Origin of the sequence: Collinsella sp. AM24-1, from assembly GCF_003470325.1 — a bacterium.
Taxonomy (GTDB): domain Bacteria; phylum Actinomycetota; class Coriobacteriia; order Coriobacteriales; family Coriobacteriaceae; genus Collinsella.
The window spans coordinates 107,524-132,403 of the sequence record NZ_QRHM01000004.1 but is presented as its reverse complement, the minus strand read 5'-3'; the positions used below and the strand labels follow the sequence as shown (position 1 = coordinate 132,403).

Below are 24,880 nucleotides of genomic sequence, written 5' to 3'. Positions count from 1 at the left end.
CCGAGAGTACTGCGGGGTCAGCCCGTGGGAGGCCAGGGCGCCGCTGACCGGTGGACGGCACCGAGCCGTCATCGAACTTGGAAGGGGGAGGCCTCGCGGCCTCCCCCTTTTTTTGCGTTTACGCTTCACAATGTCGTTGCAGTTCACCTGTAACCCGGTTGGGCTTATGGGTAATGAACTTTTATTTTAAGACAATAAATCGAATAACAAGGGCAACTGCTATGGCCACAATGATCAAAAGCAGGATTGTCAGTCGATGCTGCTTGCGTCGTTTACTTGACGAAACGAAGATTGATTTTCCCTGTTTTGGCGTTTCGAGATAGCGAGCCGAATGCGTCAAGGTTTGCTTTGGTCGAGGACCTCTATGTTGATTGGCGGCGGATGCTTTCAGTGGCTCCTCACTAGCTGCGCTGTTTTTAGATAATGGTGCGTCTTTCAGATATACAGGGTCTCCCGAGGCCACGCCCATATGTTTACGTCCCGTTTGGGCATCCTCGAGTGTTTGATATCGATTTCTCGTCACATACTCGGGCTCAGGATCATTAATGGGCTCTTGCGAGATGTGGGGGCGATGGAACCGTGGCGGCTGCGTGGAAGTATCTTCCCCCTGCGTCGGCATAAACATTTTGTTCTGGTTTTGGTCGTCCATGATGCCCTTTAGCTCGTTACCAACAACGTGTACGCGCTCATTGTAAGCCCCTTGCTATTTGTAGCTGCGAACATACTTGTTATTTAGGCTCTGGTTCAAAGAACCTTAACCTTACTAAAACCTTAGTCATACACACTTAGATATGCTTATAGTACTGGACTCAAAAAACTTTATAGTCGATGTATATATAAGCACTGTGTGGGCATATATAAGAGCGTCAAAAGAAGTCCCAGTCACCTAGAAGATGGCTCGGCAGTCCTAAAAGGAGTGGTAAACATGGCAAGCATGGTTCCTTATCGTTCGGTTTTTGGCGTTCGTCCTTCTGCTAGCTCGCTGTTCGATCTGTTTGATGATATGACCGACCTTGCAAACAACTCGATTGCTTCCAAGGCGTTTCCCGTTGACGTTGAGGATAAGGGCGACGGCTATGAGGTCAAGGCCTATCTGACCGGTGTCGCCAAGGACGATATCGATGTCGAGCTCAATGAGGGCCGTCTGTCCATTAGCGTGAATGTCGAGGAAGACGAGGAGAACGAGGGCAAGAACTTCCTGCAGAAGGAGTTCAGCTCGTACAGCGCGACGCGTGGCGTGTATCTAAAGGACGCTTCGAGCGAGGGCCTCTCGGCTAAGTACGCTGACGGCATCCTGACCGTTACGGTTCCCAAGATCGTCGAGAAGAAGAACGTTACGAAGATCTCCATCGACTAACTTCGTTGGTGTTCTGCGCTATTAAAAGACAGCAAAAGGGGCTGGGAAGCGATTCTCGGCCCCTTTTGCTGTCTAGGACAGTCTATTGAATGGTTGCCGGCTGATACTGACTCGCAGGGCGTATCGAGAGTTTTCGCGATCCTTGGAGAAGGGTTGCGGAGCTGCCGACCTCGTCATCCAGGGTTGCGGCCAGAGCTTTGGCATAGCTTTTGACGGTAAGGCTCGGACGATTGTTATCTTGGCTGATATGCATGGCAATGAGCTGTTCGGTGCGATCGGTAACAAGTGCGCGCGCGGCTTCGGCGGCTTGGCCATTGGAGAGGTGTCCCCTTGCAGACAGGATGCGCTCCTGAAGAAAGCGGGGATATTCTCCCTCGCGCAGCATGGTCACATCATGGTTGCTTTCGAGCGCGAGGACTCGACAATCTTTGAGGGTGTTCATGGCTTGGCTCGATAGCTCTCCGGTGTCGGTGGCAAAGCCGATGGAATCATCGAGGGCGTCGAATCGATAACCGACTGGATTGATGACATCGTGTGATGTTGAGTAGGTTTGCACGTGGATGCCGGCAATGGATAGGGCGTCGCCGGGATCGAATTCCTCGACAGGCAGATGCGAAAGATTTTCTTTGTTCGAAAGAGTGCCCCTGCTGGCAAAGAGGGGGCCGTGCCAGTGCTTGCACCAGACATCGAGGCCCTTGATGTGATCGCTATGCTCATGAGTAATGAGAAGAGCCGAGACGTTGTCTGTCGAGAGCCCCAGTTCTGCCATGCGCTTTAATGTCTCGCGGCGAGACAGTCCGTCATCGACCATAATGAGCCCCTGCGGGCCCTCGATGAGTGCGCAGTTGCCTTTAGAGCCACTGCCGAGGATATGAAGGTGCAGACGAGACATAAGATTCCAAAGGATACAATGGGTGCGGACGAATAGAGGAGGAAGCAAATGCCTACGGTATCTCAGCATTATGGACACCATGCCGTGCCTGGGGCAGTCGATGAGACCCGGACGAGGCAGCAGGCTGCTCCTGTCGTGCTCATGGTATCAGGCGGCGCGGACTCGACGGCACTGCTTCTTATGGCGTGCACATCAAAGCTGGATATCCAAGACGGGCGCGGTGTTGCCCCCATTGCTCGCGAGCGCCTGCATGTGCTGCATGTAAACCATCATCTGCGCGGCAAGGCGTCCGATGGCGACGAGGCCTTTGTGCGTGAGCTCTGCGCGAAATATGGTTTACCGCTGTGCGTGGAGCACGCTTATTTTGATGGGGAGTCGGGCAATATTGAGGCCGCGGCCCGCGAGGTGCGCTATGCCGCGGCGCGGAGGTATGTTCGCGAGCTCTGCGCCCAGACGGGGGCACCGCGAACGGCGGCTCGTATCTGCACCGCGCACACGTCTTCGGATCGCGCGGAAACGTTTTTGATGAACGCGATTAAGGGTTCGGGGCCCGCTGGCCTATCGAGCATTCCTCGCCGGAGGAATATCGTGGTGCGTCCCTTGCTCGACCTAACTCATGGCGAGCTCGTGGGCTATCTACAGGTACATGGTCAGCCGTGGCGTGAAGACGAGAGCAATGAGGATATCTCGTATCTGCGAAACTACGTGCGCCATCGAGTGATGCCGGTGGTGGCGCAGCGCAACGCGAGCGTCTGCAAGACGATTGGCGCCGCCTGCGAGATCTTAGGCGATGAGGACGCGTTTTTGTCTCAGCTTTCGGCACAGGCGTTTCGAAGCTGCCTGCGTAAGGAGGCGGCGGGCGCGCTGGTGCTCGATGCCAGGCGCCTTGCTGCGGCCGAGGTGGTAATCGCGCGGCGCATCGTGCGACTGGCGATTAAGCGCATCGATCCGGACGCTCGTCCAGAGATGCGACATGTGGAGCGAGTCCTTTCCTGCGTTGCCGAGGGCGCCGGCTCGGTCACGCTTCCGGCGGGGATTGACGCACGCATTGAGTTTGGCATGCTGGCGTTCAAGGCGCCGGCGGCTCGCGAGGGCCTGGTCGCGGACTGGGTTACCGTACCCGGTCGTTTGCCGTTGGGCGGGGGACGTATGCTGGTCACAGAACCGATGGCCGTTGAGCCGGGATGCGATATCGTGCGCCGCGCCCGTGAGCTTGCAGCTGCCGGGGAAGTGACAGCTTTGGTAGACGCGGCTGCTCTGGGTTTTGCCGACAGCGATAGTGAGCGGATCCTGGCGGGCTCGCGTGGCGAGATCCCTGCCGAGGCGCGATTGGCGCGCCTGTGGGTGGACGGTCCCGCACCGGGAGACGTGATGTGCCCGTTAGGGATGAGTGGTCGAAGCAAGAAAGTATCCGACTTGCTAGGTGAGGCTCGCATTCCCGTTTCCGAGCGCGCCGGCGTGCCCATGGTGAGGACGGCGCCGGGGGGCGCCGTGGTGTGGGTCGCCGGAGTTCGCGCGGACGAGCGTTTTAAGTGCACGGCCGCAACGCGCGTGGCATATCTGCTCCGCGTGGTCGATGCGGAATAGCGTCCCACGCCAGCTATTCTGTGCGACGTTGACGGTATTCCCGCGCTGATGGCGTACGGGCTGGAAAATATACCCCGTGCGCTGCTAAAATGTGAAGTTCGCGTCCATACGGCGGTGTGTGGGCGATAAGCACAAGAAAGGGTTGTCATGGCTTCTCAACATCCGGATATCGAGAAGGTTCTGTTCACGCAGGAGGATATCGACGGTATCGTCTCTCGCCTGGGCGAGGAGATTACTCGCGACTACGCGGGTAAGGATCTGGTGCTGATTGCGGTCCTGCGCGGCGCCGTGGTCTTTATGGGCGACCTGATGCGTAAGATCGAGCTGCCGACCAACATCGATTTCATGGCTGTTTCGAGCTATGGCGACGGTGTGAAGTCCTCGGGTATCGTGCGTATCATTAAGGACCTGGATATCGACATCCGCGGTCGCGACGTGCTGATCGTCGAGGACATTCTGGACTCGGGCCTGACGCTCAAGTATCTGATGAAGAACCTCGAGAGCCGCAAGCCCGCTTCTCTGGAGGTCGCCGCCTTCCTGTGGAAGGACGTTGAGGACCGCGTCTCGGCCATCACGCCCAAGTATGTTGGAACCCATTGCCCCGATGCCTTTGTGGTGGGCTACGGCCTCGACTATGCCGAGCGCTATCGTAACCTTCCGTATCTGGGCATTTTGAAACCGGAGGTTTATTCGTAAGATGCCCGACGACCGTAACGATAACAATTCCCAGACTCCCCGGGACCCAAAGATCCCGGGGATGCCCGGAGGCAAGAAGCCCACGCGTACGGGCTGGCTGTATTTTATTTTGGCTTGCGCGCTTCTGGGCTACGCCTTCTTTAACATGGGCTCCGGCTTTGCCAATTCCAGCAATACCGTTAAGCTCGCGACGAGCGAGATGGTGAGCGCCATCAAGCAGGATCGCGTCGAAGATCTGACCTATACGGTTCAAGACGGAAGCGTGACGGGTCATTACTGGAAGACGAAGAAGGACAAGGGCGATACGAGCGAGCTCAAGAGCTTCTCTTCGACCTATGTCGGCTCCGATTCGCTTGCCGAGCTCATGGCGGAGCACCCCGATACCAAGTACATCGTCAACACCAACGATCCCGATTTTTGGGGCGACTTGGCGATGAGTGTGCTTCCGACGATCGCCCTTATCGCCATCATGTTCTACTTTATGCGCCAGATGATGGGCGCCAACAACAGGAACATGCAGTTTGGCAAGACCAACGCCAAGACCAACGAGGCCACACGCCCCAAGGTCAAGTTTGAAGACGTTGCCGGCGTGGACGAGGCAGTCGAGGAGCTCGAGGAGATCCGTGACTTTTTGAGCGATCCGGATCGCTATCGCAAGCTGGGCGCCAAGATCCCGCGTGGCGTGTTGCTGGTTGGCCCTCCGGGCACCGGTAAAACGCTGCTGGCCAAGGCTGTTGCCGGCGAGGCGGGCGTGCCGTTCTTTAGCATCTCGGGTTCCGACTTTGTCGAGATGTTCGTAGGTGTCGGCGCCAGCCGTGTGCGTGACCTCTTTAAGGAGGCCAAGTCCCAGGCCCCGTCGATCATCTTCATCGATGAGATCGACGCCGTGGGACGTCAGCGCGGAGCCGGCTTGGGCGGCGGTCACGACGAGCGCGAGCAGACGCTCAACCAGCTGTTGGTCGAGATGGACGGTTTTGAGGAGAGCGAGTCGGTCATCCTGATCGCTGCGACCAACCGTCCTGACATCCTGGATCCGGCATTGCTGCGTCCCGGCCGTTTTGACCGTCAGGTTACGGTCGACCGTCCGGATGTGAAGGGCCGCGAGCAGATCTTGCGCGTGCATGCCGAGAACAAGCCGATGGACGAGGACGTTAAGTTTGAGAAGCTCGCCCAGATGACCGTTGGCTTTACCGGTGCCGATCTGGCAAATCTGCTCAACGAGTCTGCGCTGCTGGCTGCTCGCCGCCATCGTTCCGTGATCTCGATGGACGAGGTCGAGGAGTCGATGGAGCGCGTGATTGCCGGACCGCAGCGCAAGGGTCGCGTGATGACCGAAGCCGAGCGCACTACGATTGCCTACCACGAGAGCGGCCATGCCCTGGTGGGCCACATCCTGGAGCACTCCGATCCGGTTCACAAGATTTCGATTGTCAGCCGCGGCCAGGCTCTGGGTTACACGCTGCAGCTTCCGCAGGAGGATCACTTCCTCAAGACCAAGAACGAGATGCTCGACGAGCTTGCCGTGTTCTTGGGCGGTCGCGTTGCCGAGGAGCTCATGTGCGACGACATCACGTCGGGCGCGAGCAACGACCTGGAGCGCGCGACCAAGATGGCGCGCGAGATGGTCACGCGCCTGGGTATGAGCGAGGAGCTGGGCACGCAAGTGTTTGGCGAGGCGCAGCATCAGGTGTTCCTTGGTCGCGATTACGCCGATCACCAGGATTACTCCGAGGAGACGGCACGCCGCATCGATATCGAGGTTCAGCGCATCATGCGCGAAGCCCATCGTCGTGCGGTCGAGATTTTGGATGCCCGTCGCGATCAGCTCGATCTGATGGCGAAGGTGCTGCTTGAGCGCGAGACCGTCGAAGGCGACGCCGTGAACGCCCTGCTCGACAACGAGTGGGATGCGTACCTTGAGCGCGAGGGCGATATCCTGGCGGCCAAGGAGGAGCGCAATGCCAAGGCGGCCGGCATGCCGACCAAGAAGCGCGCGCCTCGCATGAGCGAGGAGGAGCTGGCGGCTGATGCCGCGGCCTTTGCGCAGGCGGCCATGCAGGAGGATGCCGAAGCCGCATCCGATGATGCTGACGATGACCATGCCGTCGTCGATGCCGATGCCGACACCGACGCCGACAAATAGTCTTTGTGGCGAAAGCCTCTGCGGGGAAACCTGCGGGGGCTTTTTCTTTTGAGCGATATGGGGCCGTCTGTTGATTGGGGACAGACTTAAATGAGCGTTTTCACGCATTTAAGTCTGTCCCCAATCAACATTGCTGCGGCACTTTGCTCGGCTAAAGCGTACAATAGCGCCTATGTGAAAGGGGAACAGATGATCAACGAAACTATGTATGCTCGCGGTGCGGAAAGCTCCATCATCCGTGAGATTTTTAGCTATGGCCTTGAGCGCAAGGCGCAGATCGGTGCGGAAAACGTATTCGATTTTTCGCTGGGCAACCCGAGTGTTCCGGCGCCCGCTGCCGTGGCTGAGTCGATTAAGAAGGCCCTGGAGCTGCCGAGCGACCAGCTGCACGGCTACACGCCCGCACCGGGCCTGCCGCAATGTCGTGCCGCTGTGGCCGAATCGCTCAACCGCCGCTTTGGCACGAGCTATGAGGGCAAAGACGTCTTTATGACGGTGGGTGCCGCGGCTTCGCTCACCTGCACGCTCAACGCCGTTACGAACCCGGGCGACGAGGTTATTGTTATCGCCCCGTACTTTCCGGAGTATCGCGTTTGGATTGAGAAGGCCGGCTGTACGTGTGTTGAGGCGCTCGCCGATGAAGATACGTTCCAGCTGAGCGTGGACAACGTGCTCAAGGCGATCAGCGATAAGACGGCGGCCGTCATCATCGACTCTCCCAACAATCCGACCGGTGCCGTATATACATGCGACACGCTGACGCGACTGGCCAACGTTCTGCGCGAGGCCAACGCTCAGCGCGATCCCGAGAATCCGATTATGCTCATCTCGGATGAGCCGTACCGCGAAATCGTGTACGGTGCCGAGGTGCCTTGGGTGCCCTCGATTTACGAGCACACCATCGTGTGCTACTCGTATTCCAAGTCGCTGTCGCTGCCGGGTGAGCGCGTGGGGTGGATCTTGGTTCCCAACACCAATCCGCAGGCCGCCCGTCTGATGCCGGCTGTTGCGGGTGCTGCCCGTACGCTGGGTTTTGTATGCGCACCGGCACTCTTCCAGCGCGTAATTATCGACTGCATCGATGAGCCGAGTGACGTTGAGGCCTATGCACGCAACCGCACCGCGCTTACCGACGCACTAGCGGAGTATGGCTACACCTATGTTGAGCCGGATGGCGCGTTCTACCTATGGGTGAAAGCGTTGGAGCCCGATGCGAATGCGTTTTGCGAGCGCGCAAAGAAGTATGAGTTGCTTGCGGTTCCCTCGGACAGCTTTGGTATGCCGGGTTGGTTCCGCCTGGGCTATTGCGTGAGCTATGAGACAATCGTCAACTCGCTGCCTGCCTGGAAGCAGCTGGCCGACGAATATCGTCGAAAGTAAAGCGCTCTGCTTACAATGTTTTACGTGAAACGGGGTTTGGTTTTAAGCCAGACCCCGTTGTCTATGCCGTTGTGTGATTGGGATGAAGCAGTTTTACGACTGCCGAAAGCTATGCGTACAATGAATATACGCGACGGCCATACTGGACAAGGAGACCCGATGCCCTACCTTCTTTCTTGTGATATTCATACTCATACGATGTTCTCTGCGCATGCGTACTCAACCATCGAGGAGAACATCTATTGGGCGGCGGAACGCGGCCTTCAGGTGCTCGGTTCCGCCGATCATTTAAGCTCGATGGTTACGCCTTGTCCCAATGACCTGCGCAGTTTCCAATTCTTTATTAACCAGGATATCTGGCCGCGCATTTGGAGCGGCGTGCTGGTGCTGCGTGGTGCCGAGGCTGATATCGTTTCGCTGGACGGCAGCTTGTTTGGCGAAGACATTCCCGTTTCGCTCGATATCGCCGGCGATTCGTATAGTCGTGAGCATTCGCTGTTCGATTTGGTGACGCGTAATTTGGATTATTTGGTGGCAAGCGTGCATAACCCGCAGTTTGCCGAAGGCGCGACGCTCGCCCAAACGACCCAGATGTACATCAATGCCCTGGAGCACCCCAAGGTGTTCATGCTTGGGCATGCGGGGCGCTCGGGCGTGCCGTTCGATATCGATGAGGTGCTGTTGGCGGCCAAGGCCAAGCACAAGATCATCGAGATCAACAACCATAGTCTTGAACACGGTGTCGACACTGAGCATTGGGCCGTATGCCGCAAGATCGCCGAGCGCTGCGCCGAGCTGGGCGTGGGTATTGGCGTGTCGACCGATGCCCACATTGGCATGGCCATTGGCAAGCTCGATCACGCGCGCAAGATGCTCGACGAGATTCACTTCCCGCTGGATTTGATCGTGACGCGCGACCGCGAGACACTGCTGCGCGAGATGGCGGCAGCCGGCGTGTGTGACCTGCGCAAGGGGATGTAGCGGAGTTCATAAACCAAGCGAAGGGGGCGGTCCAGACGGGCCGCCCCCTTTCTTGTCCCGAAAATCTACCGGGGTGGATTAGCGGCGCTCGAGGACCGCTACGGTTTCGGTGTGGTCGGTATGGGGGAACATGTCGACGGGCGTGATCTTGAGCAGGCGATAGCCTCCGTCGAGGAGCTGGTGCAGGTCGCGCTCTTGGGTCACGGGGTTGCAGCTGATATAGGTGATGCGGCGCGGCTTGAGTGCGCAGGCGGCTTCGAGGAACTCGGGGGTGGAGCCGGCGCGCGGCGGGTCGATGGAAAGGACATCGATCCGCTCGTTGTTGTCGGCGGCATCTAGGATGTAGTCGGTGGCGTCGTCGGCCATAAACCAAGTGCTGCGGGTGAGGCCGTTGAGCTCGGCATTGCGACGTGCGTCGGCAATGCCCGCCGGGTTGCGCTCCACGCCGAGCAGCATAATGCCGATGCCCTTGTCCTGGACATCCTTCGCGGCGCACAGGCCGATGGTTCCGCTGCCGCAGTAAGCGTCCATAAGAATGTCACCCTGCTGCAGGTCCATGCCGTCAATGGCAAGTCGATAGAGCAGCTCGGTTTGCTGCGGATTGGTCTGATAGAACGCGGTAGGGGAGATGTCGAATTCACAACCGAGCAGCTGGTCGCGCATGCATTCGGCGCCATAGACGATACGGGTCTCCTCGCTCAAGATGGCATTTCCGGGGCGACCGTTGATGTTCTGAGCGACGGTGACGATATGCGGATCAAGCGCCGCGACGGCTTCAAAGAACTCCTGCGCATGCGGCAGGTCGCGTTGAGCGGTCACGAGGGTGACCATAATCTGGTCGGTGCGCCAGCCGCAGCGAACGACGGCATAGCGAAGCAGCCCCAGATGCTTGTCTTCGTTAAAGGCGGGAATATGCAGCCGCTCAGCTTCGCGCGCGATGCCGTTGAGAATCTGACGAGCGCCCGGCGCCTCGACAGGGCATTCAGGAACAGCAACGATTCTGTGTGTCCCACGTTCAAAAAAGCCGCAGCGGACAGCGCCCCCTTTGCCGGGAGCAAACGGAGTGGCAGCCTTATGACGAAAACCACGCGGCGCAGGATATTTGCCCGGGTCTCCCAGGGTGACTCCCATACCGCGAATGGGGTCGACGCTAATGCCCTCGCGCTCGCAGAGCTCAGCAAACAGCTCCTCCATAGCAGCCTGCTTGGCCGCCAACTGCTTCTTATAAGGACGATTGAGTGCCGTACACCCACCACAAGTTTTCATGATGGAACAAGGAGACTTGGGGTCCGTGGCCTTACGCACGGATGGAACCGAATCATTATGCGGACGCTTGGAACGAGTCCGAGGTGCTTTGTCCCCGCCCCGACGAGAGTCAGAACGCTTGGTCTTAGCCCTGCTCTTGGTCGATTTGCTTTTTGCAGCTTTAGAAGACTTGGATTTCGTGGAAGATTTCTCCTCCGACCCCTCAGCTGCCTCGATCAAAGCACGACGAGCCTTACGCTCCGCACGAGATTCTGCCATCAATAACTCCACTAATTCATGAATTAAAGCTGCAAGTATTGTACCGTGCCAAGCCAGCAGACGATATACAAGCGGTTTATTCGTGTCAGTGATAAGCCCAACGACGGTTGCCCGCCGCGTGAGGGGTGTGGGGGTTAAGTTTATCGCGAGTTCCGCACGAACAGGAGGCCACTTAATGTGGCCTCCGTCGTGAGCAGGACTGTAGAGCAGGAAACTTAACCCCCACACCCCTCACGCGGCGGGCAAACTCGCCTTGTGCTCTATCACGCTAAAGTGTATGATTCTGAACGTTACATGATTCACTTTACTTAACTAAAGTGCCATCAAGGGGGAATACCATGAATGCCGATATGTCTCGTCGTCAGTTTGTTGGTCTAGCCGGCTCACTCGCTACGGTTCTAGGCCTTGGCCTGGTTGGCTGTGGCGGTGCCGATAAGGGCTCTGCTGCCGGATCTACCGCAGCAAAGGATGTGAAGGGCGCCGCCGAGTCCAAGAAGCTCGTGGTGGGTTTTGACAAGTCCTATCCTCCGTACGGCTTTGTGGGCGATGACGGCGAGTACACGGGCTTTGACCTCGACCTTGCCAAGGCCGTTGCCGATAAGCAGGGCTGGGAAGTCGATTACGAGGCCATCGATTGGGATGCCAAGGACACGCTGCTCAACTCCGGCGCCATCAACTGCATCTGGAACGGCTTTACCATGGAGGGTCGCGAGGACGACTACACGTTCTCCGAGCCGTACATGCTCAACGAGCAGGTGCTGGTGGTAAAGAAGGATGCGGGCATCAAGAGCTGGGACGATCTTGCCGGCAAGACCGTGATTACCCAGACCGATTCCGCTGCGCAGGATGTGCTCGAGGGTGACCAGAAGGATCTGGCGGCGACTTTTGCCACGCTCGACACGATCGGCGAGTACAACACGGCCTTTATGCAGCTCGAGAGCGGCGCGGTCGATGCCGTGGCTTGCGACCTTTCGATTGCCCAGTATCAGCTTGCCGCCAAGCCCGATGCTTATACGCAGCTCGACAAGCCGCTGTCCAGCGAGCACTACGCCGTCGGCTTTAAGAAGGGCGACACCAAGTCCGCCGATGCCGTGACCGAGTCGCTCAAGGCGCTCTATGAGGACGGCACGGTCAAGGACCTGTGCGATAAGTACGCAAGCTACGGCCTATCCTTCGACAACTGGGTTCTCAAATAGCGGCTTTCCCAGGCACCCGATTTTGCCGCTCAAACCGTCGCTTGCGTACATTTAGTACGCGGCGCTCCTCTTTCACGGCAAACTCGAGCACCTGGAAAACCCGCTTTAGCATTGGGTTCGCTGTTCCGTTACTGTGAAAGAGAGCTTGGGTTGTCTATTCAGGTCATGATGCAGATGCTTGGCCAGGGATTCTTGGTCAGTTTGCAGCTGTTTGTGCTGACGCTGCTGGGGTCGATTCCGCTGGGAATCCCCGTGGCGTTTATGCGCATGAGCAAAATTGCGCCGCTCCGCTGGATTGCGCGCATCTACATTTCGGTCATGCGCGGTACGCCGCTCATGCTGCAGATGTTTGCCATCTACTTTGCCCCGTACTACGTGTTTGGCATTTCGCTCACGCCCGATTCCAAGTGGACGGCGTGCGTCGTGGCGTTCATCATCAACTACGCCGGTTACTTTGCCGAGATCTATCGCTCGGGCTTGCAGTCCATTCCGCGCGGTCAATACGAGGCTGCCGAGGTGCTGGGCTATTCGCGCGTGCAGACGTTTCTGTATATCGTGATGCCGCAGGTCGCCAAGCGTATTCTGCCGGCGATGGGCAACGAGATCATCACGCTGGTCAAGGACACGTCGCTGGCGTTTGCCATTGGCGTGGGCGAGATGTTCTCGACGGCCAAGGCGCTGGTTGCCTCGCAAGTGAGCATGGTGCCGTTTGCGATTGCGGCGCTGATTTACTGGGTCTTTAACTTTGTGGTCGAGATGCTGCTGGGTGCCGCCGAGAAAAAATTGGATTACTACCATGACTAGATCGTTCCGCCGTTCTAACGAACGGCGGACTGCTCGACGCTGCGCGCGTGCCTGACGGCCAATCTGCTCCTCAAGCCGTCGCTTGCGTACAGAAGTACGCGGCGCTCCTCTTTCGGAGCACATTGTCTCGCCAGTCACACGCTCGCTGACTTTTTAAACACATGGAGGTTCCCGTGTCCGGAACGGTAATGAATATATTGAACGCGCGTAAGGCGTTTGGCGGCAATGAGGTGCTCAAGGATATTTCGCTCGAGGTGAAACGCGGCGAGGTCGTGGCGATTATCGGGCCTTCGGGCGGCGGTAAGTCCACGCTGCTGCGCTGTGCCACGCTGCTCGAGACGCTCGATGGTGGCTCGCTTTCGTTTGGCGACCTTGCGGTTGCGACGGATGCGGGATCGGGTGCGGTCTATGCGAAGGGAGATGTTCCCAAGCAAGCGCGTTCGCGTTTTGGTCTGGTGTTCCAGAACTACAATTTGTTCCCGCACTATACCGTGATGAAAAATATCACCGATGCGCCGATCCGCGTGCTTAAGCGTCCGCGCGAGCAGGCGGAAGCCCGCGCTCACGAGCTGATTGCGCAAATGGGGCTGACGGGCAACGAGAACAAGGTGCCGTGTGAGCTTTCGGGCGGTCAGCAGCAGCGCGTGAGCATTGCCCGCGCCCTGGCACTTGATCCGGAAATCTTATTCTTTGATGAGCCGACCTCGGCGCTCGATCCCGAGCTGACGGCCGAGGTGCTGCGCGTCATCAAGGACCTGGCGGCGCAGAATATGACGATGGTAATCGTGACCCACGCGATGCAGTTTGCGCGCGATGTTGCCGACCGCGTGGTCTTTATGGACGGTGGTCGTATTGTCGAGGAAGGTCCTGCCGAGCAGGTCATCGACCATCCTCGCGAGCAGCGTACCCGTGAGTTCTTGAGCCGTATCGAGGGGTAGGCTCAGCTATTTACTCAATTATTAATTGAGGTGATGCCGCCACAGGTCTTACGGCCTGGGGTGGCATTTTATTTGCATCGACGGGGTCCAATAATCGCCTCGCATGCGTTCTCCTTCCTCTCGCCGCCCGTATCCATACGTGCGCCGAAAGGTGTGCATGGACAGTCACCTGTGAGGGTAGGGTGGTGGCATAGGACATTTGGAGGGTGAGTCGGCTCGGCTGCCGACCATGCTGCTCCCGGGACGGCACCGACCGCGAACTCTCCCCGTTGGCGTCGCGCATTGCGCGCGACCCTGCAAGGAGGTCATCATGGGTGCTCCCAAGACCGGCAATGTAAGGAACGTGGTGCTCGTAGGCCAAGGCGGGGTGGGCAAGACTTCACTCGCCGAGGCCATGCTCCACCTTTCCGGCAAGACCGCCCGCCTGGGCGGCCACGACGGCACCAAGCCTACGCTCGACTATGACCCCGAAGAGGTCAAGCGTGCATTTTCCATCTCGACGACCATTGCGCCGATCGACTGGAAGGGCGCGCGCATCAATGTGCTCGATGCCCCGTGCTATCCCGATTTTATCGGCGACGCCTTTGCCGCGATGAGCGTCTGCGAGACGGCTCTGTTTGTGGTCGACGCCGAGGCCGGCCCGCAGCCTACGACGGTTAAGCTCTGGTATGCCGCCGAGGACCTGCGCCTGGCGCGTGCGGTGTTCGTAAACCGCCTGTCGCGCTCCGAAGCCAGCTTTGCGACCACGATGGACCTGCTGCAGGAGCGCTTTGGCACGCGCCTGGGCGCCGTGACCCTTCCCTGGGGCGAGGGCGAGGACTTTGACGGCATCATCGACCTGGTGCGCATGAAGGCGCGCCATTGCAACGGCACCGAAGCCGTTGAGTCGGAGATTCCCGAGGAGTATCGTGCCCAGGCCGAGGAGGCCCATGACCATCTGTGCGAGCTGGTGGCCGAGGCCGACGACGAGCTGATGATGAAGTACTTGGAAGGCGAGGAGACGCTGACGCAGGAGGAGCTTGAAGGCCTGTTGTCGAAGGCGATCGCCGAGCGCATCTTTGTGCCGGTCTTTGCGGGCGATTGCATTAAGGAGCAGGGCGTCAACTCACTGATGGATGACATCGCCACATACTTCCCGGCGCCGACCGACTATGGCGAGATGCCGCTCATCGACGGTGATTCGCTTAAGATCTCGAGCGACGATGACCGTCCGGTGGCGTTTGTGTTTAAGACCCTGGCCGATCCGCAGCAGGGCCGCATCAGCTTTATCAAGGTGCTGACGGGCACGCTTGAGCCGGGCATCGAGCTGATCAATGCGCGTACGCGCAAGGGCGAGCGTCTGGCTCACCTGTATGTGATGTGTGGCCGTGACATGACCGAGGTCGGTCACGCTTATGCCGGCGATATCATTGTGGCTCCCAAGCTGGCGGCCGAAACGGGCGATACGCTCTCGATTACCGGCAAGGTCGAGGCTGCGGCGTTTAAGTTCCCCAACTCGCAGTACCGCATCGCCATCGAGGCCGAGAATCGCGGCGACGAGGAGAAGCTCTACACGTTTATCGAGAAGGCTTGTAAGGCCGATCCGACCATGAGCATCGACCGCGACGAGGAGACCGGTCAGACCATCATTTCCGCCGTGGGTGAGGCGCAGGTTTCGGTCCTGCTCAATCGCCTTGAGGACCGCACCAAGGTCGTGGCCAAGAGCGTGCCGATCCGCATTCCGTATCGCGAGACCATCCGCCGCACGGCAAGCGCCCAGGGCCGCCACAAGAAGCAGACCGGCGGTGCCGGTCAGTATGGCGACTGCTGGCTGCGCGTTGAGCCGCTCATTGGGCCCGACGGCACGAGCGATGGCTATGAGTTTGTGGACGAGGTCGTGGGCGGCCGCATTCCGCGCTCACTGATCCCCGCCGTGGACAAGGGTGTCCAGGAGACCATGAAGGACGGCATCATTGCCGGCTACCCGCTTACGGGCATTCGCGTGGCTGTGTACGATGGCTCGTATCACAGCGTCGACTCCAACGAGATGGCGTTCCGCGCGGCGGCTCGCATCGGCCTGCGCAAGGCATGTGCCGATGCCGACCCGGTGGTGCTGGAGCCCATCGAGGAAATCACGGTGACTATCCCCGAGAGTTACGCCGGTGCTGTAATGGGCGACATCTCGGCCTCGCGCGGTCGCGTGACGGGCATGGAAACCGATGAGCGCGGCGATACCGTGGTCATTGCCCAGGCGCCGCTGGCCGAGCTGACGGATTACTCGACGCGTCTGCGCTCTATCACGCGCGGCACGGGCGACTTTACCATGAAGCCTGCAGGCTATGAGCAGGTTCCCTATGACGTTCAGGCCAAGCTGGTCGAGCGCTATGAGGAGGGCCGCGCCAAGTAGCGCGTGGCGTTGCCCGCAACATGCATGCCGATGCAAGGGCCGCTCTGGGCAATCCAGGGCGGCCCTTTTTGATCCCTGGGGGACGGAGGAAAACGGATCATTTTAGGTTTTGGGGCAGCCTGGTCGGCGCTAGTCTCCGGATGTCTGGTTGCGGCCGGTGGCGTAGTCGATCTGCACATGCGGCTGCAGGTTGTAGCAGTACACGTGGAAGCGCAGGGTCTTGCCGTGGTCCTCGACCGATTGCGCCTCAAGGCGCACGCCGCGGCAGACAAGTTCCTCTTCGTTGTACATGGGCGTGACGCGGTAGAGCACATGGTTGCCTGTGTCGTGGATGTAGCCGAGGATCTGCTCTTCAAACGGCAGCATGCCCGTTTCGTTGAGATAGCGCGTGCCGGTGAGCAGATTCTTGCGGTTGGCGTTTTCGCCGCAGAGCGACCAGGCGATAAGGTGGCAGCGGTTGTAGAGGCTCTGACCCGGAATAAAGTCGTAGCGCTGCTGGTGCCACCCGGCGGGATGGATACGCGAGATATCGCCGCGCTTGCCCTGACCGAGCGATTCGGGGCCCACACAGGCGAGCGCTTTGCGGGTGCGGCCCAGGCTGTCGAGTTTGGAGAACTTCTTAAAGCAGCCCTCTTCGGTGGCGCGCTCGTATTCATCGAGCGTGAACGACGGTGTGCCGAGCGGGTGCGTGCTGTCGGCGCGAAGGGCAACGTAGGGGTTGCCGGCGTAGTCGGGAATGCTGCTGAGATATACGCCGCGGGCGCGGTCGAGATCGGGGTTTTCGACCTCGTCGATGGGGGTGACGTTTGAAGAGGCATCGTCAGCGGTGTCGGTCGTGGCGGATTCAGAGCCATCGCCGGAGTCCTGATCATCTTCGGAGTCCGTGGAGCTCGCTGTTCCCGATTCGAGCCGGGCGACCAAGTCCGCTTCGTCGTCGGTGCGGTTGGGGCTCTCGCTTTGCTTCTCGGCCAGAGCAGCCGCCTGCTCATCGCTTTGCGGCGAGAGCAGCTTGGGCGCTCCGTCGAGCGATCCCGTAAACAGCGCAAACCCCAGCACCACGGCGGTGCCGATGGAGAGTACTTGCTTGTAGGCGGACTTGCGCGACATTGAGGCTCCTGGATGGACGGTTGGGAATCTACCAGTCTAGCAGGAGACGCCGCAGACAGTTTTGCCGAACAGATTCTTAAAGATTGGGGAGGCGCGCTATCGGTCCATTTGTCCCAGAAGGGACTGCGATGGTTGGGATGTGCGGGGCTATCCGACGTTTCCCAAGATAAAACCTACCAAAATAAACCAGTCCCCTTTTGGCAGGTCAGTTAACGCAGTTCAGGTTGAGCACGCGCGAGCGAGCAGGTTCCGGGTGCGGCAAGGTGACGTGAAACAAGCGGGCGCTGACCTTTTGGTCGCGCCCGTGCAGTTGAACGTCAGATTGCCGTGCCCGGGGCCTGCGCAGCGCCGAGCGGTTACGCCGTTTGTAAAACGGCGTAACTTAAAGATTCATGTTGCCGTGGATGTAGGGGGCGACCTCGGGGGAGATGTGTCCGCAGCCTAGGTTGCGCAGCGCGGACTCGATGGCGGCGGGAAGCGTGGCCTTGCCCTCGTCGTTGACCGCGGTGCTGCCGAGGGCGGCGATCTTGGCGACGTCTGCCGGCGCGGCCTCGATATGCATGCAGCCGCCGACGAGGCGTGCGCGGACCTGGTCCAGGCCAAGGTCGTGTAGGTAGTCCTCACAGGTGCGGATTACATCGACCTTCTCGCGCGTGAGCTCCTCGCCCGTGGGGACTCGCGTGGCCAGGCAGGCTCCTGCCGGCAGGTTCCAGACGGGGTATCCCCAGGCGCGTAGCAGCTCGCGCTCCTCGTCCTTGGTAAAGCCGACCTCCATAAGCGGCGAGCGCACGCCGAGCTCCTGGGCGGCGCGCATGCCGGGGCGGTAGTCGCCGCGGTCGCTTGCGTTGCTGCCGTCGATGACGGTGGGAAAGCCCAGCGACTTGGCGTGGTTGACGATGGCGGTAAAGCCGGCGCGCTTGCAGTGGTAGCAGCGGTCGGCGTCGTTGCAGGCTACCTGGGGGAGCTGCAGCTGATCGACCGAGAGGTTGAGTACGGGAAGCTTAAAATGCGGCCCCTCATCGGCCTGCCCGTCAACCGCCCGCTCAAACGAAGCCTGCTCGGGCGTGCCGATGAGCGGCGTGGTGAGGTGAACGAGAAGCGTGCTGGCGGGCATGATGCGGGCGCAGACCGCGGCCAAAAAGCTGCTGTCGACGCCACCGGAAAAGCCGATGGCGACGCGTCCGTATGCTAAAAGCAGCTGCTCGAGCGCTGCGAGTTTGTCCTGAAGCCCCTCTGCGGGTGCGGTGGTGTCTGAAAGCATAAGTCGATCCTTGCCGTTGAGTACTCGGTCGAAAACTATAATCCTACCGAGTCGCTTGTCATAAGACTTCTATCTATGTAACGAAAGTGCAATATGCTATATACGTTATATACAAGTTTACAGGTGCGGTAAAGTTGCGGGAGTACAGCAGCGCGAAGCGATGGGGGACCGATATGATCAAGGCCGTTATTTTTGACATGGACGGAACGCTGGTCGATACCGAGCGTTTGGGTATCAAGGCGTGGAAGGCGGGCGCGGCCGAGCTGGGATTCGCGATTGATGATGCGCTGATCCATCAGTTTATCGGTCGCACGCTGCCCGATGTCATGGAGATCCTTGATGAGCATTACGGCAGCTGCGAAACCGCTGAGGCAATCTATCGTCGCCATAGGGAGATTCGCGACGAGATGGTCAAGACCGATCTGGAGCTTAAGGACGGTGCCGCCGAGTGCCTCGACGAGCTGCTGGCTGCGGGCTATCACGTGGGTCTTGCGACGTCATCGCGCCACGTTACGGCCGAGCGCAACCTCAAGACGGTTGGCCTCTTTGACAAGTTTGAGACGGTGACCTGCGGCGAGGACGTCGTGCGCGGCAAGCCCGACCCCGAGATGTACCTGCTCGCCTGCGAGCGCGCGGGCTTTGCCCCCGAGGAGTGCGCCGTGGTCGAGGACTCACGCAACGGTTGCGTCTCGGGCATCACGGCCGGTTGCCATGTGTTTGCCGTTCCCGACATCGTGCCGCTGCCGCAGGACGTGGTGGACGGCTGCGAGGCTGTGCTCGATACGCTGTTCGATCTGACAGCCGCGGTCAAGGTCGTGTGTTAGCGTTCGCACGCGAGTCGCCATGCCCCGCGCCCGATCCCGCAGGACGGCGACGGCAACGGCGCCCGCGCGGAGGCACTGTTCTAAAAAATGGAATTGAATCCATTTTTGCAAAAAAGCTAATGAAAAATGGATTACATTCCATAAAAATCCGTAGCCGCAGGTTCGGCTAAACGGGGAAGGCCCGTGGGGTCAGCAAAAACGCCGCAGCGGGGCTGTTTCCGTTGCGGCGTTTTTTTGTTACAGGTAGGCGCCCAGGTTGATGTCGGTTGTCGGGACTATGGGTTGGCCCGTCGGATGCGGCTTGGCATTTTGGGTGCTTACGCGCTCGAGCAAGAAGGGACGCACGATTTCCTGACGGTTGATGTCCTCGGTGGCCGGGACCGTGGTGACGGTGCGCGCGGCGGAGCCGATGCGGACTCGTTTGGTCTTGGCGGCAGGTTTATCCTCGATTTGTTCCATGAGCAGCTGCACGCCCTTGCGGCCAATCTCGTAGCCTGGGGGTGCTACCGTGGTGAGCGGGACCGATCCGCTCCAAGCGAGCGGGTTGCCGTCGCAGCCGGCCACGCGGACCTGGCCGGGGACGGAAATGCCTTTGTCGGTCAGCGCCGAGATAACGCCCGAGGCCAATACGTCGGTCAGGCCGATGACAAAATCGGGGCGCTCGTCAGCAGGGCGTTCGGCAATCTGGGTACCGATGCTGTAGCCGTCGGCTGCGGTATTCCACTCCCCGGCATCGATGACCTCAATTTTGATATCAGGATGCAGGGCAAGTGCCTTGTGGATGCCAAGGACGCGCAGGCCGAGCTGCATAAATGCCGCTCGGCCCACAACGGTGATATGGCGTGCGCCGCGGGCGATGGCGAGCTCGGCGATAATACGCCCCTGTGCCTCGTTGTCGGCGGCCACGTAGTAACCGGGCTCGGAGCAATGGATGTCCAGATAGACGATCGGCACGGGCATCTTGGTCATAGCGGGGTGCCAGTCGGGGGACGCCATGGGCTGAACCATGACGCCGGACATCTGCGTGCCCATAAAATAGCGCAGGTAATGATCCTCGAGAATATCGTCGTTATCGGCATTGGCGATGAGCAGATCGTAGCCGTGCTTGCGGGCCTCGTTGTGGGCGCCGCTGGCGATTTGGAGCGAAAAGCCGTGGTCGAGACGGGGGAGCACCAGGCCAAAGGACTTGGTGGCGCCGCCCGCGAGCTGACGAGCGCTTTGGTTGGGCAGGTAGCCCAGGCGATTGATGGTCTCGTTGATGAGCCTGAGGGTCTCGGGGCGCAACTTCTCGGGATGGTTGAGCGCGTTGGAAACCGTGCCAAGCGAAACCCCGGCCTCGCGCGCGACGTCGCTGATTTTAACCTTTGCCATAGCGGCCCCTTTGATGCGTTTCAAGTACAAGCCAGATTGTAGCATCCTAAACCAACCAAAAAGTGACAGGTTTATTTTGGCAGGTTTTATCTGGGGAAACGCCGTTGCCAGCGCGACCACCACAAAGGTGCCTGTCCCCATTGTGGCGGTTTGGACCGGCTGGGCATGTGTGCATCGGGTGGTATCTAAGTTGAGATACCACTTCTGGTATATCAGCTTGCGCTTGCGTGAGTACAATACTCGAACGTTATACGTCTCAGCGCCCCCTGTGCGTGGACGTCTTGCAGTCACGCGAACGAAGGGATTTATCCTATGTGCGGAATCGTCGGCTACACCGGCTCTGATATTGCAAAGAACATCCTGGTCACAGGCCTTAAGCGCATGGAGTATCGCGGCTATGACTCCTCGGGCGTTGCGCTCGAGGTGGGCGAGGGCGCCGCGGCACACCTCGACGTCATCCGCCGCGTGGGCAAGGTTGCGGGCCTGGAGAGCGAGCTTTCCAATATCGATAGCGACGCAACCTGCGGCATCGGTCACACCCGCTGGGCCACCCACGGCAAGCCTTCTGTCGTTAACGCTCACCCCCACACCAGCTGCGACGGTCGTATCGCCATCGTCCACAACGGCATCATCGAGAACTTCGCCGAGCTGCGCGAGGAGCTGGAGGGCCGCGGCCATCACTTTAAGAGCGAGACCGATACCGAGGTCTTCGCGCATCTGATCGAAGAGGCCTATGCCGAGACACACGACCTGATGGCCTCCGTGCGCGAGGCTTGCACCCACGTGGTGGGCGCCTATGGCTTGGCCGCCGTGTGCGCCGACGAGCCTGGCGTAATCGCCGTTGCCCGCAAGGACTCCCCGATCGTGGTCGGCGTGGGCGAGACCGGCTCCTACGTTGCCTCCGACGTGATTGCGCTCATCGACGCCACCCGCGATGTCGTGGTGCTCGAGGACGGTCAGTTTGCCAAGCTCACGCCTGCGGGCGTCGAGTATACCGACGAGGCCGGCAATGTCATCGAGCCCAAGGTCACCCACATCGATTGGGATCTGGATATGGCCGAAAAGGGCGGTTATCCCGACTTTATGCTCAAAGAGATTCACGAGCAGCCGCGCGTCGTGCGCGATACGCTGGTGGGTCGCATGACCCCCGCCGGTGAGCTCGATATCGACGAGCTGGGCCTGTCCCTCGAGGAGCTCAACGATATCGACCGCGTGTATGTGATTGCCTGCGGCACCAGCTACCATGCCGGACTCATCGCTAAGAACCTTATTGAGGGCTGGGCTCGTATTCCTACCGAGGTCGAGGCTGCCAGCGAGTTCCGCTACCGCAACCCCATCATCACACCGACGACGCTCGTCGTTGCCGTGTCCCAGTCGGGCGAGACGGCCGATACCCTCGCCGCCATTCGTGACGCGCGTATCAAGGGCGCCAAGGTCTTTGGCATCACCAACGTGGTGGGTAGCCCCGTGGCGCGCGAGAGCGACGGCGTCATCTACACCAAGGCCAACAAGGAGATCGCGGTCGCCTCGACCAAGAGCTTCATCGGTCAGGTCGTTAGCCTCACGCTTTTGGCCCTGCTGCTGGCGCAGGTCAAGTACCGCATGACCACCAAACAGGCACGCATGATGTTCCGCGAGCTTTCCGATACGGCCGAGCAGATCCAGTGGATTTTGGACACGCAGACCGAGGCCGTTCATGAGGCCGCCCTGCTGTGCAAGGACGCGCAGTCGGCACTGTTTGTGGGCCGCGGTATGGGCGCTGCCATCTCCTACGAGGGCGCGCTCAAGCTCAAGGAGGTCAGCTACCTGCACGCCGAGGCCTACGCCGCCGGCGAGATGAAGCACGGCCCCATCGCGCTGATCGATCCGGGCTTCCCCGTCATCGCCGTGGCCACCAAGAGTGCCACCTACGACAAAACCGTGTCGAACCTTATGGAGTGCAAGGCGCGCGGTGCCAAGGTCATCGTCGTTGCCACCGAGGGCGACGAGGAGATCAACAAGATCGCCGACTGCATCATCCGCGTGCCGGCCGTCCGCGACGTGTTCAGCCCCATCACGGCGAGCGTCCCGCTGCAGCTGCTCGCCCGCGAGGTGGCCATCCTGCGCGGTTGCGACGTTGACCAACCTCGAAACCTCGCTAAGAGCGTGACCGTCGAGTAATTGTTGTTCCGGCGTTTTACCAAACGCCGGAACTGCTCGACGCTGCGCGAGCCGCATTCACGCCAATCTGACGTTCAATTTCGAGGGCGCGACCAGAAGGTCAGCGCCCTCTCATTTCACGTCACCTTGGCGCAAATGCGGCTCGCTCGCTGTTGGTGACTGACATCAGGTGCTCCGTTGTCGAAACGCGCTAACAAGAAGGGCCCGGCTCCGTTGTGGCGGAGTCGGGCCTTGTTGCGTTTGCCCAGATAAAACCTGCCAAAATAAACTTGTCCCTTTTTGGCAGGTTAGCGGAGCTTGCTGGTCTCGAAGTACTTGGGATATTGGTCCAGGACCTCGGTCTGGTTGCGGAACATCATATGCAGGTGCTTGCTGACCAAAAAGCTCGCCTCGATGGGGTCGCGACCGGCGATAGCGCGGCGGATTTTCTTGTGCTCGTTAACAATCTCCTGATTGTCGAGCCTCTGCGTGGCGGCGCGCAGCCAGCGGAAGCGCTCCAGGTCGGCATTGGTCGCCTCGAGCCACGACCACACGGTGCTGCGGCACGCGATGTTAAAGATCATGCGGTGCATGAGGTTGTCGCTTAAAAAGAAGCCGATGCGATCCTCCTCGGCCATGGTCTTTTCCTGCAGCGCGATGGCTCGGTCGAGCTGCTCGATGCCTGCCGAGGTGGCACGGGCGCAGCACTCTACAATCACCTGCTTTTCCAGGTGTTCGCGAATGTAGCAGGCGCTCTCGGCAAGAGTGAGGTTGATGGGCGAGACATAGGTGCCGCTTTGGGGCACGGTACGCACCAGGCCCTCTTGCGCCAGACGCACCAGCGCCTCGCGCACAGGGGTGCGCCCCATATCCAGGTCGTCACAAAGCTGCTTGACACCCAGTTTTTCGCCCGGTTTGTAGTCCAGGTAGACGATTTTGCGTCGAATGGTGTGGTAGGACTGGTCCTGTAGGCTCGTTTCCTGCTCGCCGACGTGCATCGATTCTTCCATAGTGCCTCGCAACCGTTCTATCACACTGATATGTCAGCTGTTAATTATGCCGCGAATCGGCTCTCCGCGGTGGGTAATTCGACTGTTGCCCAAGAACTATTGCGGCATCTTGGTCTGTGTTTACGCATGGCTGTGCTCAACGTTGCCGTATCATAAGCCGTCGCAAACGTGAAATAGAAAGAAGGAATCCCATATGCAACTGGCAAATATCGTACGCGAGCGCTGGAAGGGCGTTTTGTTCTGCCTGATCATCGCCATTCCCGCAACGCTGCTCGGCAAACAGATCGAGGTGGTCGGCGGGCCGGTATTCGCCATCCTCATCGGCATGGTTCTGGCACTTGTCTTTCCCAAGCATCGTCGTGAGCCGCTTGCCGCCGGCGTTACCTATACGTCTAAAAAGATCTTGCAGTATGCGGTCATCCTGCTTGGCTTTGGCATGAACCTCTCCCAGATTCTGTCCAAGGGCGCCCAGTCGCTGCCGATTATCGTGGCGACGATCTCGACCTCGCTTGTCATCGCCTTTGTGCTCTGCCGCGTTATGAACGTGCCGGGTAAGATCTCGACGCTTGTGGGTGTGGGTTCGTCGATTTGCGGCGGTTCTGCCATCGCCGCGACCGCACCCGTCATCGATGCCGACGATCGCGAGATTGCCCAGGCTATTTCGGTCATCTTCCTGTTTAACGTTATCGCGGCGCTCGTGTTTCCGACGCTCGGTGGTATGCTCGGGCTGACCAACGAGGGCTTTGGCCTGTTTGCCGGCACCGCCATCAACGACACCTCGTCCGTAACGGCTGCGGCGAGTGCTTGGGACAGTATGCATCCCGGTGCCAATGTGCTCGAGAGCGCCACGGTGGTCAAGCTCACCAGGACGCTGGCCATTATTCCCATCACGTTGGTCCTCGCATGCTGGCAGATGCATCTGGCGCGTAAGGCCGGCGGCGACGCCAAAAGCACGTTTTCGCTTAAACGCGCGTTTCCCATGTTCGTGCTGTTCTTTGTGCTGGCAAGCGTGGTCACCACGGTGTTTCAGCTTCCCACGTCCATTACGGCGCCCATCAAGGAGCTTTCGAAGTTCTTTATCGTGATGGCCATGGCGGCTATTGGCTTTAATACCGATATCGTCGAGCTGGTCAAAAAGGGCGGCAAGCCCATCGCGCTGGGCTTTTGCTGCTGGATTGGCATTGCGTGCATGAGCTTGGGAATGCAGCACGTGCTGGGAATCTGGTAGAGAAGTAGCTTATTCGCGTGCTGGTTGCTGGTTGCTGGTGAGCGCAAGCCTGCGGT

At 59.5% G+C, this 24,880-nt stretch carries 20 protein-coding genes; 13 read left to right on the top strand and 7 right to left on the bottom strand.

Going from position 1 to position 24,880, the window contains the following annotated elements:
- Window positions 1–181 precede the first annotated feature (181 nt).
- Complete coding sequence (locus DW661_RS10085) at window positions 182–649, bottom strand: hypothetical protein (protein WP_147356410.1); 468 nt, start codon at window positions 647–649, stop codon at window positions 182–184.
- Between the two features lie 276 nt (window positions 650–925).
- Between DW661_RS10085 and DW661_RS02805 the strand changes: the two genes are divergently transcribed.
- On the top strand, window positions 926–1,357 hold the full coding sequence (locus tag DW661_RS02805; protein WP_040359532.1) for an Hsp20/alpha crystallin family protein: 432 nt from the start codon (window positions 926–928) through the stop codon (window positions 1,355–1,357).
- An 82-nt stretch (window positions 1,358–1,439) separates the two neighbouring features.
- Here DW661_RS02805 and DW661_RS02800 read toward each other — a convergent pair whose 3' ends face one another.
- The gene (locus tag DW661_RS02800; protein ID WP_118934493.1) at window positions 1,440–2,249 is read right to left on the bottom strand and encodes an MBL fold metallo-hydrolase; all 810 of its coding nucleotides are present in this window, start codon (window positions 2,247–2,249) and stop codon (window positions 1,440–1,442) included.
- Between the two features lie 48 nt (window positions 2,250–2,297).
- On the opposite strand from DW661_RS02800, the gene tilS reads away from it, so the two are divergent.
- The 5 genes from tilS (at window position 2,298) to DW661_RS02775 (ending at window position 9,036) form a co-directional block, all read left to right on the top strand.
- Window positions 2,298–3,836, top strand: coding sequence for a tRNA lysidine(34) synthetase TilS (gene tilS, locus DW661_RS02795; RefSeq protein ID WP_199412419.1), 1,539 nt, complete (start codon window positions 2,298–2,300; stop codon window positions 3,834–3,836).
- 147 nt (window positions 3,837–3,983) lie between these two features.
- Window positions 3,984–4,532 carry a hypoxanthine phosphoribosyltransferase gene (gene hpt, locus DW661_RS02790; RefSeq protein ID WP_022093938.1) on the top strand — a complete coding sequence of 183 codons (549 nt, stop codon included), beginning with the start codon at window positions 3,984–3,986 and terminating at the stop codon, window positions 4,530–4,532.
- 61 nt (window positions 4,533–4,593) lie between these two features.
- Window positions 4,594–6,675 carry an ATP-dependent zinc metalloprotease FtsH gene (ftsH, locus tag DW661_RS02785; protein ID WP_226790708.1) on the top strand — a complete coding sequence of 694 codons (2,082 nt, stop codon included), beginning with the start codon at window positions 4,594–4,596 and terminating at the stop codon, window positions 6,673–6,675.
- A gap of 189 nt (window positions 6,676–6,864) precedes the next feature.
- Window positions 6,865–8,055 (top strand): pyridoxal phosphate-dependent aminotransferase, encoded by a 1,191-nt coding sequence (locus DW661_RS02780; RefSeq protein ID WP_118934491.1) that lies wholly within the window; start codon window positions 6,865–6,867, stop codon window positions 8,053–8,055.
- 159 nt (window positions 8,056–8,214) lie between these two features.
- A complete protein-coding gene (locus tag DW661_RS02775) occupies window positions 8,215–9,036 on the top strand; it encodes a phosphatase (RefSeq protein WP_117629855.1) in 822 nt (273 codons plus the stop codon).
- 78 nt (window positions 9,037–9,114) lie between these two features.
- Here the strand turns inward: DW661_RS02775 and rlmD are convergent, their stop codons facing one another.
- Window positions 9,115–10,341 carry a 23S rRNA (uracil(1939)-C(5))-methyltransferase RlmD gene (rlmD, locus tag DW661_RS02770; protein WP_370448135.1) on the bottom strand — a complete coding sequence of 409 codons (1,227 nt, stop codon included), beginning with the start codon at window positions 10,339–10,341 and terminating at the stop codon, window positions 9,115–9,117.
- Window positions 10,342–10,898: 557 nt separating this feature from the next.
- Between rlmD and DW661_RS02765 the strand changes: the two genes are divergently transcribed.
- The 4 genes from DW661_RS02765 to DW661_RS02750 all read left to right on the top strand — a co-directional run bounded on the left by DW661_RS02765 (window position 10,899) and on the right by DW661_RS02750 (window position 15,884).
- Window positions 10,899–11,756, top strand: coding sequence for a transporter substrate-binding domain-containing protein (locus tag DW661_RS02765; protein ID WP_118373178.1), 858 nt, complete (start codon window positions 10,899–10,901; stop codon window positions 11,754–11,756).
- A gap of 150 nt (window positions 11,757–11,906) precedes the next feature.
- Window positions 11,907–12,560: an amino acid ABC transporter permease gene (locus DW661_RS02760; protein ID WP_006235606.1), complete on the top strand. Its 654-nt coding sequence runs from the start codon at window positions 11,907–11,909 to the stop codon at window positions 12,558–12,560.
- Between the two features lie 188 nt (window positions 12,561–12,748).
- Complete coding sequence (locus DW661_RS02755; protein ID WP_199578359.1) at window positions 12,749–13,498, top strand: amino acid ABC transporter ATP-binding protein; 750 nt, start codon at window positions 12,749–12,751, stop codon at window positions 13,496–13,498.
- A gap of 310 nt (window positions 13,499–13,808) precedes the next feature.
- Window positions 13,809–15,884 carry a translation factor GTPase family protein gene (locus DW661_RS02750; RefSeq protein WP_118373174.1) on the top strand — a complete coding sequence of 692 codons (2,076 nt, stop codon included), beginning with the start codon at window positions 13,809–13,811 and terminating at the stop codon, window positions 15,882–15,884.
- Between the two features lie 129 nt (window positions 15,885–16,013).
- Here DW661_RS02750 and DW661_RS02745 read toward each other — a convergent pair whose 3' ends face one another.
- A complete protein-coding gene (locus tag DW661_RS02745) occupies window positions 16,014–16,991 on the bottom strand; it encodes a DNA/RNA non-specific endonuclease (RefSeq protein WP_118373172.1) in 978 nt (325 codons plus the stop codon).
- Window positions 16,992–17,373: 382 nt separating this feature from the next.
- Window positions 17,374–18,252, bottom strand: a complete 879-nt coding sequence (locus DW661_RS02740) for an ATP-dependent sacrificial sulfur transferase LarE (RefSeq protein WP_118373170.1) — start codon at window positions 18,250–18,252, stop codon at window positions 17,374–17,376.
- A gap of 173 nt (window positions 18,253–18,425) precedes the next feature.
- Here DW661_RS02740 and DW661_RS02735 point away from each other — a divergent pair, with 173 nt between their 5' ends.
- Window positions 18,426–19,076, top strand: coding sequence for an HAD family phosphatase (locus tag DW661_RS02735; protein ID WP_089573501.1), 651 nt, complete (start codon window positions 18,426–18,428; stop codon window positions 19,074–19,076).
- A 237-nt stretch (window positions 19,077–19,313) separates the two neighbouring features.
- On the opposite strand, the gene DW661_RS02730 is transcribed toward DW661_RS02735, so the two are convergent.
- The gene (locus tag DW661_RS02730) at window positions 19,314–20,447 is read right to left on the bottom strand and encodes a LacI family DNA-binding transcriptional regulator (RefSeq protein ID WP_233542314.1); all 1,134 of its coding nucleotides are present in this window, start codon (window positions 20,445–20,447) and stop codon (window positions 19,314–19,316) included.
- A gap of 312 nt (window positions 20,448–20,759) precedes the next feature.
- Here DW661_RS02730 and glmS point away from each other — a divergent pair, with 312 nt between their 5' ends.
- Entirely contained in the window at window positions 20,760–22,607 is a 1,848-nt protein-coding gene (gene glmS, locus DW661_RS02725; protein ID WP_118934489.1) for a glutamine--fructose-6-phosphate transaminase (isomerizing), read from the top strand.
- A gap of 287 nt (window positions 22,608–22,894) precedes the next feature.
- On the opposite strand, the gene DW661_RS02720 is transcribed toward glmS, so the two are convergent.
- Window positions 22,895–23,596 (bottom strand): GntR family transcriptional regulator, encoded by a 702-nt coding sequence (locus DW661_RS02720; protein ID WP_117635995.1) that lies wholly within the window; start codon window positions 23,594–23,596, stop codon window positions 22,895–22,897.
- A gap of 193 nt (window positions 23,597–23,789) precedes the next feature.
- On the opposite strand from DW661_RS02720, the gene DW661_RS02715 reads away from it, so the two are divergent.
- Complete coding sequence (locus DW661_RS02715; RefSeq protein WP_117817017.1) at window positions 23,790–24,824, top strand: YeiH family protein; 1,035 nt, start codon at window positions 23,790–23,792, stop codon at window positions 24,822–24,824.
- Window positions 24,825–24,880 lie beyond the last annotated feature (56 nt).